We start from the raw sequence: 14,769 nt of genomic DNA, 5'->3' as shown, positions 1-14,769 counted from the left end.
CGCGTACGGCCCGGTCCCGAGGGCGGTGACCGGGCCGTACGCCCCATCCCCCCACGCCTCCCCCGAACCCCCACCCCTCGCGGCCTGCCGCCGGGGGTGGGGGTTCGAACGTTTTACGGGGTGCCCGGTGTGTCGCTGCGGGTGCGGAACCGCGGGCGCGGGCAGGGTCGTGGAAGGACACGGGGCGATGTGAACGGACGTGAACAGTCGGGGAAGATCAGCGGAGCGGACGGGGGCCGCCGGGGAAGCGAGGGGCAAGCGATGAGGCAGTGCTGCGGAACCGGGCGACTCCCCGGGGCGGAATGACACGTTCCGGCAGCTGAAGATATGACAACCTATGACACGCTCACGAGGGACCGTCATACAGGAGGACAGGTACATGCCGGTGGCTCGCAACACCAGGTCCTGGCGGCGCTCCGCGGCCGTGTGCAGCGCGCTGCTCGCCTTGGCGGCGCTGTCGCTGCCCGCGGCGCAGTCCGCGGCCGCCCGCCCGTACGAACCGCCGCCCGCCACCACTCCCCCGGCCGTCCCCGGCACCCCGCCCACCGCCACCCTGGGCTCGCTGCCCACCCCCGGCACCACCGCCGACCCCGACTCGCTGCCGCAGCTCCTGACGCAGTTGCAGACCCTCTACCAGCAGTCGGAGGCGGCCACCGAGTCGTACAACCAGGCCAAGGCCACCGCCGACCAGCAGCGCGCCAAGGCCCGCTCGCTCGACGGGCAGCTCGCCACCGCCCGCGCCGACGTCGCCGCGGGCAAGGACCAGGTCGGCCTGCTGGCCCGGGAGCTCTACCGCACCGGCGGCTTGTCGCCGTACATGGCCATGCTGGGCGGCGAGGACCCGCAGGACTTCTTCGGCAACCTGCACCTCGCGCAGCGCACCGTCGACACCCAGCAGGCGGCCGTCGACGCCCTGGCCGCCGAGCAGGACCGGCTGGCCGGGCTCAACGCGCAGGCGCAGAAGGCCCTGGACGCCGCCCAGACCGCGCAGAACACGCAGGCGGCGAAGAAGACCGAGATCGAGACGAACCTGCGGCAGGTCGAGTCGCTGCTCGCCGGGCTCAGCGGAGTCCAGATCAGCGAGCTGGAGGCGCTGGAGGAGCAGGGCGCGGACAAGGCGCAGCAGGAGTTCATGGACTCCAAGCCGCTCGGCAAGGACGCGGCCGTACGCGCGCCCTCCGCGAAGGGCGACGCCGCCATCGCCTACGCCTTCGCGCAGCTCGGCAAGCCGTACGTGTGGGGCGCGGTGGGCCCGGACTCCTTCGACTGCTCGGGCCTGACCTCGCAGGCCTGGGGGCACGCGGGCCTGCCGATCCCGCGCACCGCCGAGGAGCAGTGGGCGAAGCTGCCGCGCGTGCCGCTGTCGCTGCTGCGGCCGGGCGACCTGGTCATCTACTTCCCGAAGGCCACCCATGTGGCCCTCTACATCGGCAACGGCCTGGTCGTGCAGGCACCGCACACCGGCAGTTACGTGAAGGTCTCCCCGATCGGCGCCAACCCCGTCCTGGGCGCCGTCCGCCCGGACATGGGCGCGCAGCCGCTCGCGCACTACAAGCCGCGCAAGGTGCCCGCCGTGAAGATCCCGGCGCCTGACAAGGCGTCACCGAAGACGGCGAAGGCGCCGAAGGCCGGCAAGGACGCACCGCCCGTGAAGGCCTCTGCCACACCGCAGAAGTGACGTGACGTCAGGCTTCCTACGGCCGGAGCTAGAGCGGCTGGTCGGCGAGGGCGTGCGTGACGAGGGAGAGCAGCGCGTCGACGACGGAGCGGCGCTCGCGCGCGTCGATGATCTGCACCGGGATGTGCGACGGCACCGCGAGCGCCTCGCGCACGTCCTCCGAGGTGTAGGCGTACGTGCCCTCGAACTGGTTGACGGCGACGGTGTACGGCAGCCCGGTGCCGTCGAAGTAGTCGAGCGCCGGGAAGCAGTCGGCCAGCCTGCGGGTGTCGGCGAGCACGATCGCGCCTATCGCGCCGCGCACCAGGTCGTCCCACATGAACCAGAAGCGCTGCTGGCCGGGGGTGCCGAAGACGTAGAGGACGAGGTCCTCCTCCAGCGTGATGCGGCCGAAGTCCATGGCGACGGTCGTGGTGACCTTGTCGGGGGTGGACCCCAGGTCGTCCAGTCCCTCGCTGGCCTGCGTCATGACCGCCTCGGTGGTCAGCGGGGTGATCTCCGACACCGCGCCCACGAAGGTGGTCTTGCCCACGCCGAAGCCGCCGGCCACCACGATCTTGGTGGAGACCGGCGCGCGGTCCTGCTCAACCGGCCAGGTGTGCAGGCCGTTCTGGCGGTCAGAGCCTGCGTAGTCCACTGAGCACCCTTTCGAGCAGCGCGCGGTCGGGGCGTACGGACCCGTGACCGGTACCGTACACGCGAATTCTTCCCTGCCCGGCGAGATCGCCGAGCATCGGGCCCCCGGCATTGCCGGCGAGTGCCGGGCGGCCGGTCAGAGCGTACGGGCGCACCCTGTGTGACCTGCGGTCGGCGCGATCGGCGCGCGCGAGGTGCGGTGTGCGGTACGGCAGCGGGGCGTGGCCCGGCTGCGGCGGCACGTGCACGAGCGGGGGCGGCCCCCAGGCGGCCGCCGCCATCAGCGCGCGCCCCCGCCGCCCGACTGGCGCAGCTCGCTGCGCAGCGCGGGCGTCAGGACATGGCCGGCGCGGCCGACGAAGAGCGCCATCTCGTAGGCGACGACGCTCAGATCGCAGTCGGCGGTGGCGTGCGCGCCGAGCAGCGAGCCGTCGCTGATCGACATCACGACCAGCACCCCGCCGGACATCGCGACGGTGGTCTGCCGGACCCGCCCGCCGTCCATGAGCTGGGCGGCGCCGACGGTGAGGGAGGCGAGCCCGGACACCACCGCGGCCAGGTCCATCCGGCCGCTGCCGGCCAGGCCCGGGTGCGCGGGCGGCGGGTCGTCCGGGCCCGGCCGCTCGCTGTCCGGCTCGGAGCCGCACAGCAGCAGGCCGTCGGAGGACACGACCGCGACGGAGCGGATGCCGTGCACCTCCTGGACCAGATTCCGCAGCAGCCAGCGGAAGTTGCGGGCCTCATGGCTGAGGGCCCCGGTCATCGTGTCGACCACGCTCAACGGGTCGCCTCCTCAACGGATCCTGCGGTGTCGTCTGTGGGCCCCTGGTGGCCCTGCTGCGGCTGCTGCGGGCCCTGGCCGGGCGCCGCGCCGCGCTCGCGTACGGCGTCGGCCTCGCGTACGGCGTCGGCGCGGCCGGCCTGCAACCCGCGCTGCAACCCGGCGAGCCTGCGCCGCAGTTGGTCCGCGTCGACCGGCGCGGGGGGCGGTACGGCCACCGGCCGCACCGCCCCGCCCGCGCCGCGCGGCACACGCTGCGGAAGCCCGTGCGGGCCGGTTATGGGCGCCGCGGGGGCCGCCGGGGGCGCGGCCTGCGCGTGCTCGGGCGAGGCCGGCTGCGGGGCGGCAGGGGCCCCCTGGGCGGGAGCAGGGCGGGCGGGGGCCATACGGGGCGGGTACGGGGGCGTCGGCTCGCCGGGAGCGGCGGTGAACGGACTGTCCGGATAGGGCACTTGGGCCGGGACGTACGGGGCCGGCGCCGGGGCCGGGGCCTGCGGGGCGTACGGCTGCGGGACGGGGGGCTGCGGGGCCGGGAAGGGGGCGTGCGGGGCCGGGAAGGGGTGGCGGCGCGGGTCGCCGCCGCCGAGGCCGTTGACCGCGGTCTCCAGCGGCACGACGGGCGCCTCGTCCGGGCCCACCGGCGGGACGATCAGGCCCGGCAGCAGCACCACGGCCCGGGTGCCGCCGGACGGCAGCGCGTGCAGCCGCACCTGGACGCCGTGCCTGCGGGCGAGCCGCGACACCACGTACAGGCCCATGCCCGCCACCGCGCCGGGCGGCGCCGGATCGGGGTCGGCGAGCAGCGCGTTGAGTTCGGCGAGGCGCTCGGCGGGCACACCGATCCCGGCGTCCTCGACCGCCACGGCGACCTCGCCGGTCTCCAGCAGCCGTCCGGACAGCAGGACTTCGGTCTCCGGCGCGGAGAACCCGGTGGCGTTGTCGAGGAGTTCGGCGACCAGATGGGCCACGTCGTCCGCCGCCCGGCCCGCGACGCGCGCGCCGGGCAGCACCTGGATGCGGACCCGCTCGTAACGCTCGATCTCCGAGATGGCGCCGCGCACCACGTCGACGAGCGGCACGGGGCTGGCGGTGGCGCCGTGGCTGTGCTCGGTGCCGCCGAGGACCAGCAGGGTCTCGCTGTTGCGGCGCATGCGCGTCGCGAGGTGGTCGAGCTGGAAGAGCGTGCCGAGCCGGTCCGGGTCCTGCTCCTGGTCCTCCATGCTCTCGATGAGCGCGAGTTGGCGCTCCACCAGGCCCAAGGTCCGCAGGGAGAGGCTGACATGGGACATGTGCGCGGCGTCCCGCGTCGCCGCCGCCGTCAACTCCCGGTTGAGGTCGGCGACATGGGTGACCATCTCGTCGTGGGCCCGGCGCAGCGCGTCCTTCTCGGCGACCGCCCCCGCCAGCGCGCCGCGGGTGCTCTGCGTGGTGCCGCGCTGCGCCGTCAGCTCGTTGCCGAGGTCGGCGGTACGGGCGCGGAGCGCCTGCGCCTCGTGCGTCAGGGCGTTGGCGCGGCGGGCCACGGCGGCGAACTCGTCCTGCCCGACGACCTGCGCGCCGCGCCCGCTCGCGGCGTCCGCGCGGGCCCACACATGCAGGGCCGCGAGCGGCCGGGTCAGGCTGCGGAAGAGCGCGACGAGCACGCCGACCAGCAGCACCAGGCACCCGGCGGCCAGCGCGATCCGCAGCTCCAGCACGGTGACCGTGCGGTTGCGGTGGGCGGCGGCCGCGGCGGCCCGGTCGGTGGCCGCGGAGGCCTCGACGCTACGGATCAGCGCGAGCCGGGCGGTGAGGTCGGCGCGGACCTTGTCGGCGCCCAACGCCCGGTCGGAGCCGGTGAGTTCTGCGGAGCCGAGCAGGGCGGTGGTGTCGGAGTCGGCCTGCGCGGCGCCCTGCCCGGTGACCGTGCTGTCGTAGCGGTCGCGCAGCGGGCGGTCGGCGGTGGCCCGGAAGTCGGCGATCCCGGCGCGCTCCTGGAGCCGGGCGGCCTGCGCCGCGGCCACCAGCTCGGGCTGCCCGCCGCCCGCGGTGAGGGCGCCCGCGAGCAGCCCGCGCTGGAGGGCGGCCGCGTCGGCGGCGCGGGTGAGGGCGGCGGCCGCGGGGCCCGCGGCCTGCCGCGCCAGGACGTCCAGCAGCGGCTGGTAGGCCGTCACGACCGCCTGGACGCCCGCCCCGCCCGCCTGCGCGGCCAGGGCGGTGCGGCGCACGCCGGGCAGCGTGCCGAGCGCGGCCCGCAGCTCCTCGTCGGGGCCCGCGGCGAGCACGTCGCGCGTCTGGCGGTCGGTGCGGGTGCCGTCCTGCGCGGGCACGGCGGTGCCCGCCTTCCCGGCGGCGACGAGGGCGGCCAGGTCGTCCCGCTCGTCCCCGAGGTCCTGCGCCAGCACGGTGGTGCGCTGGGCGAGCCGGGCGGCGCCGGCCTGGTCCTGCGCCGACGTCAGGTCGCCGACGCCGAGGGCGACCCCGGGCGCCGCGGCGGCCAGCACCGTGCCCGCGCACACCAGCAGGGCGGCGAGCATGCGCTGCCTGACCCGCCGTTCACGCAACTGACGTCGTCTACGCACTTCGGGCTCGCAATCACGTATCGCCGGCGGGGGATTCCCCAGGGAATATGCAGGGGCTGTTCCGACCCTTGCAGTCCCGCCAGGAGGGGAGCCACGCCTCCCTCCTCCGGACACCCGAACGAGTGAATCGCACGGGTGTCACAGCGGACAACCCGGCGCCCAACCCGAGTTGCCCACCAGCCCCTCCTGTTACCGGGCCGTACTGGCGCGGCGGCCCCCGTCTCTGCCAGGATGCCCCTCCCTTCGCGGGGGCGGCCTGACGCCGCGTCCGCTTCCGCTTCGCCGCCGCCCGCGCCGGAGCCGGGGCGGTTTGCCTGCCGGGCACACGGGCGGGTCGCTGCATCCTGCACGGGCCCGCCGCCCGCCCGGGGACGTACCGCCGCGGTTTGCCTTCCGGGCACGCCGGACCGCCGCCCGCGCCCTGCCGGGGGACGCGTACGCGCCTCGCGCACACTGGGGGCATGCGAATCGAGACGGCGACCGCGCCGGGGACGACCGGGGCGCCCAACGAGGATTTCGTGGCGGCCGCGATGCCCGCCGGAGGCCACGGCGGGGCGCTGGTGCTGCTGGACGGGGTCACCCCGCCGCCCGACAACGGGAACTGCGTGCACTCCGTTCCCTGGTTCACCGCACGTCTCGGCGGTCACCTGCTGGAGCTGTCCGTTTCGCGGCAGGATCTGACGCTTGCGGAGTGTCTGTCCGAGGCGATCCGCGTGACGGCGGATGCCCACCGTGGCACGTGTGACCTTTCTCACCCCCTGACGCCGCAAGCCACCGTCGTGGCGGTGCGGTGGGGGGCGGCGGAGCTGGAGCATCTCGTCCTCTCGGACTCCGTGCTGCTCCTGGAGGACACCGACGGCAAGGTGACCGCCGTCCTCGACGACCGGATCGACCGGCTGCGCGCCGCGGGCCGCCGGGTCGCTCCGCTGCGGAATCTGCCGGGCGGCTTCTGGACCGCCGCCGCGGATCCGGCTGTCGCCGGGAAGGCGGTGACTGGGCGCACGCCGCTCGCCGCGGTGCGCGCGGTGGCCGCGCTCAGCGACGGGGCCGCGCGCGCGGTCGAGGTCTTCGACCTCGACGACTGGGCGGCGACCTTCGCCCTCCTGCGCGAGCGCGGCCCCGAATCCCTCCTGGCCCGCGTCCGCGCGGCCGAATCCGCCGACCCCGACGGCTCCGCCGTCCCCCGCGGCAAGCCCTTCGACGACGCGACGGCGCTCTTGCTTGAACTCTGAGCCCCCCGCGGGGTGTGGTCCCCTTGCCGCGGGACCGTCCGCCGGTGGGGGCTGAGCGCGCAGTTCTCCCCCAGGCTCCGCCGGGGAGGCGCCCCCGGATGGGGGACTACTCAGAGGATGTCCGCCGTGGATTCGTTCAGGGCGTGCAGGAGGCGGGCGAGGTCCGCGCGGTCGGACGGGGCCCAGGCCGCGAGCTGGCGGAGGTACACCGCGCGGCGGGCGTCGCGGACGCGGGTGAAGCGGGCGCGGCCCTCGGGGGTGAGGCTCATGAGGTAGGCCCGCCCGTCCGCGGGGTCGGGCTCGCGGGCGACCAGCCCGAGCGCCTCAAGTGCCCGCAGCTGCCTGCTCATCGTCGCCTTGCCGACGCCGAAGTAGGAGGCGAGGTCGGTGGCCCGTTCGGGTTCCGCTTCCTGGAGCCGGACGAGCAGCCCGTAGGCCGCGGGTTCGAGGTCGGGGTGGACGGCGCGGGCGAGCTCGCCCGAGGCCGCGCGGGCCCGCCGGAAGAGCACCGTCAGCTCGCGTTCGAGGGCCTCCGCCGACGCGTCCGCTCCCGTCGCATCTGCCGCATTGCGCGCGTCGGTCACAGCATTCCCGCTTTCCACGCCTGAAAGTTGTCTTCACACCCGGTTTTTCCGCAGCACGTCAAGTATTTCGCAGGAGTAGACCAACGGCGGTCACAGGACCCCACCTGGAGGCACGCATGTCCCACGGAGATCTCTCCGTCGTGCACGGCAACGGCTCGGTCCGGGCCAGGCTCACCTTGTTCACCGGACTCCTCGCCTCGACGCTCGCGCTGGTCCTCGCCGCCCCCGGGACGGCCCGGGCGGCGGGTCCCGACCACATGACCCACCCGGACCTGGACTGGCTGGGCTCGCAGATCAAGATCCACGAGGGCGCCGACGCCGCGGGCGACTCCAAGGTCGTGGTCACCACCAAGGTCACCCAGACCGCGGGCATGGACGTCTCCAGTTACCAGGGCGACGTCAGCTGGTCGGGCGCCTGGTCCAAGGGCGCGAAGTTCGCGTACGTCAAGGCGACCGAGGGCACCTCGTACACCAACCCCTACTTCGCGCAGCAGTACAACGGCTCCTACGACGTCGGCATGGTCCGCGGCTCCTACCACTTCGCGCTGCCCGACGTGTCGAGCGGCGCGGCGCAGGCCGACTACTTCGTGGCGCACGGCGGCGGCTGGTCGGCGGACGGCAAGACGCTGCCCGGCGCGCTGGACCTGGAGTACAACCCGTACGGCGCCACCTGCTACGGCAAGTCCGCGAGCGGCATGGTTAGCTGGATCACGTCGTTCTCGAACGAATACCACGCCAAGACCGGCCGCTACCCGACGATCTACACGTCCACCAACTGGTGGACGACCTGCACGGGCAACAGCGGCGCCTTCGCGGCGCACAACGCGCTGTGGCTCGCCCGCTACTCCAGCTCGCTCGGCACCCTGCCGGCCGGCTGGGGCTACCAGAGCTTCTGGCAGTGGGCCGACGCCGGCACCTTCCCCGGCGACCAGAACAAGTTCAACGGCGCCCTGGACCGCCTGAAGGCCTACGCCAAGGGCTGAGCCGCGTCGCGCAGCCGTGTGGCCCTTTCCCCCGCGCGGGGGGAAAGGGCCACACGGCGTTCACGCGCTCCGACGGTCCGTCAGGCGGCCACGGGCACCCCGCGGACGTCCGTTGCGGCCGCCTCCAGGGCGAGCGCCAGCACCTGCCGGACGTCGCTGACCGGGTGGACGTCGAGGGCGTCCAGGATCTCGGCCGGCACGTCGTCCAGGTCGGGCTCGTTGCGCTTGGGGATCACCACGGTGGTGACCCCGGCGCGGTGCGCGGCCAGCAGCTTCTGCTTGACCCCGCCGATGGGCAGGACCCGGCCGGTCAGCGACACCTCGCCGGTCATGGCCACGTCCGTCCGCACCCGGCGCCCCGACAGCAGCGAGGCCAGCGCGGTCGTCATCGTCACACCGGCGCTCGGGCCGTCCTTGGGCACCGCGCCCGCGGGGACGTGCAGGTGCACCCCGCGCTCCTTCAGGTCGCCGACCGGCAGCTCCAGCTCGGCGCCGTGCGAGCGCAGGAAGGACAGCGCGATCTGCGCCGACTCCTTCATGACCTCGCCCAGCTGCCCGGTGAGCTGCAGCCCCGACCCGCCGGTCTCCGGGTCGGCGAGCGACGCCTCGATGTAGAGCACGTCACCGCCCGCGCCCGTGACGGCCAGGCCCGTCGCCACGCCCGGCACTGCGGTGCGCCGCTCCTGCGGATCCTGCGCGGACTCCGGCACGTGGTGCGGGCGCCCGATGAGGCCGCGCAGGTCGTCCGGGCCCACCTCGTACGGCAGCTCCTGCTCGCCCAGCTCGTGCCGCGCGGCGATCTTCCGCAGGATGCGGGCGACCGTGCGCTCCAGGTTCCGCACGCCGGCCTCGCGGGTGTACTCGCCGGCGAGCCTGCGCAGGCTCTCCTCCGTCAGCGCCACCTCGTCGGCCTCCAGGCCCGCGCGCTCCAGCTGCCGGGGCAGCAGGTGGTCGCGGGCGATGACGACCTTCTCGTCCTCGGTGTAGCCGTCCAGCCGCACCAGCTCCATGCGGTCGAGCAGTGGCTCGGGGATGGACTCCAGGACGTTCGCGGTGGCCAGGAAGACCACGTCGGACAGGTCCAGCTCGACTTCCAGGTAGTGGTCGCGGAAGGTGTGGTTCTGCGCCGGGTCCAGGACCTCCAGCAGCGCCGCGGCCGGGTCGCCGCGGTAGTCGGAGCCGACCTTGTCGATCTCGTCGAGCAGCACCACCGGGTTCATCGACCCGGCCTCCTTGACCGCCCGTACGATCCGGCCGGGCAGCGCCCCCACGTACGTACGGCGGTGGCCGCGGATCTCCGCCTCGTCGCGGACGCCGCCGAGCGCGACCCGGACGAACTTCCGCCCCATGGCGCGGGCGACGGATTCGCCGAGCGACGTCTTTCCGGTCCCCGGCGGACCCACCAGGGCCAGCACCGCGCCTCCGCGGCGGCCCCCGACGACGCCGAGGCCCCGGTCGGCCCGGCGCTTGCGCACCGCGAGGTATTCGGTGATGCGCTCCTTGACGTCGTCCAGCCCGGCGTGGTCGGCGTCCAGCACCGCCCGCGCGCCCGCGACGTCGTAGGTGTCCTCGGTCGTGACCTTCCACGGCAGTTCCAGGACGGTGTCCAGCCAGGTGCGGATCCAGCTGCCCTCGGGCGAGGCGTCGGAGGACCGCTCCAGCTTCTCGACCTCCTTCAGCGCCGCCTCGCGCACGCTCTCGGGCAGGTCGGCGGCCTCGACGCGGGCCCGGTAGTCGCCGGCCTCGTCGTCCGGCTCGCCGTTCAGCTCCGACAGCTCCTTGCGGACCGCCTCCAGCTGCTGGCGCAGCAGGAACTCGCGCTGCTGCTTCTCCATGCCCTCCTGGACGTCCTTGCGGATCGTCTCCGCGACGTCCTGCTCGGCCAGGTGGTCGCGCAGCCACCGCACGGCCAGCTTCAGCCGCGCCACCGGATCCACCGTCTCCAGCAGCTCCACGCGCTGCTCGGCGGTCAGGAAGGGGCTGTAGCCGGAGTTGTCGGCGAGCTGGCCCACGTCGTCGATCTGCTGGACGCGGTCCACGACCTGCCAGGCGCCGCGCTTGCGCAGCCAGCTCGTGGCCAGCGCCTTGTACTCCTTCATCAGCTCGGCCACCGTGCCCGGCGACTCGGCGGGCACCGGCTCGTCGACGACCGTGCCCTCGACCCACAGCGCGGCGCCCGGCCCGGTCGTGCCCGCGCCGATCCGCACCCGGGTGCGGCCCTTGATGACCGCGCCGGGGTCGCCGTCGGACAGCCGCCCGACCTGCTCCACGGTGCCCAGCGTCCCGACGGCGGCGTACGCCCCGTCGATCCGCGGCACGAGCAGCACCCGCGGCTTGCCCGTCGCGCCCGCCGGGTGCGCGGACTGCGCCGCCTCCACGGCGGCGCGTACCTCGGAGTCGGTGAGGTCGAGCGGCACGACCATGCCGGGCAGCACGACCTCCCCGTCCAGGGGCAGGACCGGCAGAGTCAGCGACGGCTTGGCGGGGTTGGAAGGAACAGACTCAATCGGCATGATCGCTCCTTGGGCAAGCAAGTTGAGTACATGAGGCTCAATGCGCGGGGGGCCGCCGGTGTTCCCGTCCGGGTGTTCGCTCTGGGCGATCGGCTGCGCCGGGCGAGTGACGACGCTGTGAGCTGGGAAAACGGCTTGCGGGGTGGCTTAGCGTGGTCCGCATGGACGAACAGCCCCCCGGCCGGGGAACGGGCCTCGGGCCCGACGGGACGATCCTGCGCGAGGGCTCGCTCGCGCGGGTGCAGCCGGAGTACGCGCCGCTGCTGGACGCGGTACGCGCGCGGGTCCCCGCTGCCTTCCCCGGCGGGCGGCTGCACAGCGCGTACGTCTACGGCAGCATCCCGCGCGGGACGGCCCGCACCGGGATCTCGGACCTCGACCTCGTGGTGGTCCTCCACGAGCCGCCCACCGCGGCGGACCGCGCCGCCGGGGACGCGCTCTCCCGCGCGCTCGACGACGACTTCGCCGTCGTCGACGGCGTCGGGCTGCTGCTCTTCGACGCGGAAACGCTGCTGAGCGAGCTGGAGCGGTACGACCTCGGGTTCTTCGTGGCGTGCCTGTGCACTCCGCTGCTCGGGGAGGATCTGGCGGCCTTCCTGCCGTCGTACCGGCCGGACGGGCTGCTCGCCCGGGAGACCAACGGGGATCTTGCGCTGGCGCTTCCGGGGTGGGTGGAGGCCTTCGCCGACGCCTCGTCCGACGCCGAGCGTCGCGCTCTGTGCCGGGGCGTGGCCCGGCGGGTCGTGCGGACGGGGTTCACGCTCGTGATGCCGCGGTGGGGCGGCTGGACCAGCTCCCTGCGGGAGCAGGCCGCGGCGTTCGCGGGCTACTACCCCGCGCGGGGTGAGCAGATGCGCCGGGCGGCGTCCCTGGCGCTTGCTCCGTCCGGGGCGCCGTCGGACCTCGCGTTTCTCCTCACGGACCTGGCGCCGTGGCTGGCGTCCACGTACGTGGCCGTCCACGGGGAGAAGGCGCCGCGGGCTGCGGTGTGAGGTGGGGCGCGCGACCTTCCCTGCGTGGGGGCTGATCGCGCAGTTCCTCGCGCCCCCGGTGTACCCGGCGGGGCATCGCGCACTCCGTGCGGTGGGTGGGGTCGGGGGCCGCCACGGGGCACCTCCTCGGAATGCGCGTCCGACCTCATGCCGTAGGTGGCGGGTCCTGCGTGCGCATTCCTGCGGGGGCACCCCGCACCGACCCCCTCCCGGCGTCTCGTGGGCGGCTGCCTGCCGGTGGGGGTGAGCGTGTGAGGGACTGCGGGTCGCCCCCGCCGGTGGTGCACCCCCACAGGGGAACCGCGAGCCGACGCTCCACCCGCACTCCCTCCTCGGCCCACCCCATGGGTTCGCCCCCGACGGCGAATGCGCCCCACAGGAAGACCGCAACTTTTGCTACTACCTGCACGGGTGGCTGGGGGTGGGAAACACCCCGCGCCGCCAGGCGCGGGCACCCCCGCGGCGGGAAAGCCGGCATCGCGAGGGGTAGGCGGGACTCCCGCCGTTAATAAACGTATAGCGGAGTGGGGGGCTTGCCGCAAGGCCCCCGCCTTGTCGCAGAATGCTCCGCCGTGGGTGGATTCGGCGAGGTGGACGGGACGTACGTGACGGCGGCTCAGGGGTACGACGAGGAATTGCGCGGGGAGCGCGGCTACGTCAAAGCGCTCTACGCGCGGCTGGACGCGCGGCGCGCGCGGGTCGAGGCGGAGCACGACGCGGCGCTCAAGGAGCACGGCGGGACGGCCGTGGAGCGGGACGTGGCGGTGCGCGGGCTGGCCCGCGAGGTGCGGCGGCTGGACGTCGCGGACAACGGGCTGTGCTTCGGGCGGCTGGACGCCGCGGAGGGGGCGGCCTCGTACATCGGGCGGCTCGGCCTCTTCGACGACGGGGAGGCCCATGAGCCCGTGCTGCTCGACTGGCGCGCGCCGGCGGCCCGCGCGTTCTACACGGCGACGGCGGCGAGCCCGGAGGGCATGCTGCGGCGGCGCCAGTTCCACGCCCGGGGGCGGCAGCTGACGGGGTTCACCGACGAGGCGCTGGGCGGCGCGGAGGGGGTGGGCGGCGCGGACGCGGCGCTGCTCGCGGCGGTGAACGCGCCGCGCGGGGCGGGGATGCGGGACATCGTCGCGACGATCCAGGCCGAGCAGGACCGGATCATCCGGCTGGACCACCCGGGCGTGCTGGTCATCGAGGGCGGTCCCGGCACCGGCAAGACGGTGGTGGCGCTGCACCGGGTGGCGTACCTGCTCTACACGCAGCGCGAGCGGATGGAGCGGCAGGGTGTGCTGGTGGTGGGGCCGAACCCGGCCTTCCTGGAGCACATCGGGCGGGTGCTGCCGTCGCTGGGCGAGACGGACGTGGTGTTCATGACGACCGGCGACCTGGTGCCGGGCCTGGCGGTGACCGCCGAGGAGGCGGAGCCGGGTGTCGCGGTCACCAAGGGCTCGCTGGCGGCCCTGGAGGTGCTGGCGGCGGCGGTCGCGGACCGCCAGCGGGTGCCGGAGGAGCCGCTGCCGGTGGAGCTGGGGGGCGTGACGGTGCGGCTGGACGCGGCGGTCGCGCAGTGGGCGCGGGAGGAGGCGCGGGACAGCGGGCGGCCGCACAACGAGGCCCGGGAGGTCTTCCGGGAGGTCGTGACGTGGGCGCTGTCGGAGCGCGCGGTCGGGAAGGCGACCCGTGAGTGGCTGGACCGCTCGGACCGCGCGCTGTGGGAGCGGCTGCGGGCGGACATGCTCAAGGAGCTGCGGGACGACGACGCGTTCCTGGCCGCGCTGGACGCGCTGTGGCCGGTGCTGACCCCGGAAGCGCTGCTGGCGGAGCTGTACGGGTCGGCGGAGCGGCTGCGCGCGGCGGGCGCGGACCCGGCGTGGCTGCGGGCCGCGGGTGACGCCTGGACGGTGGCGGACGTGCCGCTGCTGGACGAGCTGGTCGACCTGCTGGGGAAGGATCCGGCGGCGGAGCGGGCCGCGGCGCGGGCGGCGGAGGAGGCCCGGCGGGAGGAGGCGGAGTACGCGGCGTCCGTGCTGGAGACCATGGGCGTGGACCGCCGTGACGACCTGATGGACGACGAGGACCATCTGCTCGCGCAGGACCTGGTGCGCGCCGCGGGTCTGGCGACGCGGTTCGAGGAGGTCGACACCCGGGATCTGGCCGAGCGCGCGGCCGCGGACCGGGAGTGGACCTACCGCCATGTGGTGGTCGACGAGGCGCAGGAGCTGTCGGCGATGGAGTGGCGGGTGCTGATGCGGCGCTGCCCGCTGAAGTCCTTCACGGTGGTCGGCGACCTGGCGCAGCGGCGCTCGGCGGCGGGCGCGGTCTCGTGGGAGGCGGCGCTGGAGCCGTACGTGCCGGGGCGGTGGCTCTACCGCTCGCTGACGGTGAACTACCGCACGCCGGCCGAGATCATGGCGGTGGCGGGCGCGCTGCTGGGCGAGTTCGCGCCGGGCGTGCGGCCGCCGGAGTCGGTGCGGTCATGCGGGGTGCGGCCGTGGGCGCGGCAGGTCACGGCGGCGGAGCTGCCCGGCGCGGTCGAGGCCTTCGTGCGGGCGGAGGCGGGCCGGGAGGGCACCAGCGTGGTGATCGGCCCGCCGGACGTGCCGGGCGCGGTGCCGCCGTCGCGGACCAAGGGCCTGGAGTACGACGCGGTGCTCGTGGTCGCGCCCGAGCGGATCCTCGCGGACGGTCCGCGCGGCACGGCGGAGCTGTACGTCGCCCTGACCCGCGCCACCCAGCGGCTGGGCGTACTGCACCTGGAGCCGCTGCCCCCGGCGCTGGCGGGCCTGGAGCCGGACACACCCTAGGGTGGACG

General features: G+C 74.8%; 10 protein-coding genes. 5 read left to right on the top strand and 5 right to left on the bottom strand.

Annotation, left to right across the window (positions count from 1 at the left end; translation table 11 throughout):
• Positions 1-379 precede the first annotated feature (379 nt).
• Positions 380-1,678 (top strand): NlpC/P60 family protein, encoded by a 1,299-nt coding sequence (locus ACH4SL_RS12615; protein ID WP_398444345.1) that lies wholly within the window; start codon positions 380-382, stop codon positions 1,676-1,678.
• 28 nt (positions 1,679-1,706) lie between these two features.
• Here the strand turns inward: ACH4SL_RS12615 and ACH4SL_RS12610 are convergent, their stop codons facing one another.
• From ACH4SL_RS12610 to ACH4SL_RS12600, 3 genes are all read right to left on the bottom strand, one after another.
• Positions 1,707-2,315, bottom strand: coding sequence for a GTP-binding protein (locus tag ACH4SL_RS12610; protein WP_398444343.1), 609 nt, complete (start codon positions 2,313-2,315; stop codon positions 1,707-1,709).
• Between the two features lie 279 nt (positions 2,316-2,594).
• Positions 2,595-3,077, bottom strand: a complete 483-nt coding sequence (locus tag ACH4SL_RS12605) for a roadblock/LC7 domain-containing protein (protein WP_398445298.1) — start codon at positions 3,075-3,077, stop codon at positions 2,595-2,597.
• 14 nt (positions 3,078-3,091) lie between these two features.
• A complete protein-coding gene (locus tag ACH4SL_RS12600) occupies positions 3,092-5,638 on the bottom strand; it encodes a nitrate- and nitrite sensing domain-containing protein (protein ID WP_398444340.1) in 2,547 nt (848 codons plus the stop codon).
• Positions 5,639-6,117: 479 nt separating this feature from the next.
• Between ACH4SL_RS12600 and ACH4SL_RS12595 the strand changes: the two genes are divergently transcribed.
• Positions 6,118-6,888 (top strand): hypothetical protein, encoded by a 771-nt coding sequence (locus ACH4SL_RS12595; RefSeq protein ID WP_398444338.1) that lies wholly within the window; start codon positions 6,118-6,120, stop codon positions 6,886-6,888.
• A 110-nt stretch (positions 6,889-6,998) separates the two neighbouring features.
• Here ACH4SL_RS12595 and ACH4SL_RS12590 read toward each other — a convergent pair whose 3' ends face one another.
• A complete protein-coding gene (locus ACH4SL_RS12590) occupies positions 6,999-7,472 on the bottom strand; it encodes a MarR family winged helix-turn-helix transcriptional regulator (protein ID WP_398444336.1) in 474 nt (157 codons plus the stop codon).
• A 116-nt stretch (positions 7,473-7,588) separates the two neighbouring features.
• Here ACH4SL_RS12590 and ACH4SL_RS12585 point away from each other — a divergent pair, with 116 nt between their 5' ends.
• Complete coding sequence (locus tag ACH4SL_RS12585) at positions 7,589-8,455, top strand: lysozyme (RefSeq protein WP_398444333.1); 867 nt, start codon at positions 7,589-7,591, stop codon at positions 8,453-8,455.
• Positions 8,456-8,535: 80 nt separating this feature from the next.
• Here the strand turns inward: ACH4SL_RS12585 and lon are convergent, their stop codons facing one another.
• Entirely contained in the window at positions 8,536-10,968 is a 2,433-nt protein-coding gene (gene lon, locus ACH4SL_RS12580) for an endopeptidase La (protein ID WP_398444331.1), read from the bottom strand.
• A gap of 161 nt (positions 10,969-11,129) precedes the next feature.
• Here lon and ACH4SL_RS12575 point away from each other — a divergent pair, with 161 nt between their 5' ends.
• Positions 11,130-11,960, top strand: a complete 831-nt coding sequence (locus ACH4SL_RS12575) for a nucleotidyltransferase domain-containing protein (protein ID WP_398444328.1) — start codon at positions 11,130-11,132, stop codon at positions 11,958-11,960.
• 572 nt (positions 11,961-12,532) lie between these two features.
• Positions 12,533-14,761: an RNA polymerase recycling motor ATPase HelR gene (gene helR / locus ACH4SL_RS12570; RefSeq protein ID WP_398444326.1), complete on the top strand. Its 2,229-nt coding sequence runs from the start codon at positions 12,533-12,535 to the stop codon at positions 14,759-14,761.
• The last annotated feature ends 8 nt before the right edge of the window (positions 14,762-14,769 follow it).

Origin of the sequence: Streptomyces sp. NPDC021020, from assembly GCF_044333285.1 — a bacterium.
Classification (GTDB): domain Bacteria; phylum Actinomycetota; class Actinomycetes; order Streptomycetales; family Streptomycetaceae; genus Actinacidiphila.
The sequence above is the reverse complement of the archived record's forward strand: the minus strand, read 5'-3'. Positions and strand labels throughout refer to the sequence as shown.

Coding starts and splice junctions, on each gene's coding strand:
- ACH4SL_RS12615 (WP_398444345.1), top strand. CDS start 380: ATGCCGGTGGCTCGCAACACCAGGTCCTGGCGGCGCTCCGCGGCCGTG.
- ACH4SL_RS12605 (WP_398445298.1), bottom strand. CDS start 3,077: ATGACCGGGGCCCTCAGCCATGAGGCCCGCAACTTCCGCTGGCTGCTG.
- ACH4SL_RS12595 (WP_398444338.1), top strand. CDS start 6,118: ATGCGAATCGAGACGGCGACCGCGCCGGGGACGACCGGGGCGCCCAAC.
- ACH4SL_RS12585 (WP_398444333.1), top strand. CDS start 7,589: ATGTCCCACGGAGATCTCTCCGTCGTGCACGGCAACGGCTCGGTCCGG.
- lon (WP_398444331.1), bottom strand. CDS start 10,968: ATGCCGATTGAGTCTGTTCCTTCCAACCCCGCCAAGCCGTCGCTGACT.
- ACH4SL_RS12575 (WP_398444328.1), top strand. CDS start 11,130: ATGGACGAACAGCCCCCCGGCCGGGGAACGGGCCTCGGGCCCGACGGG.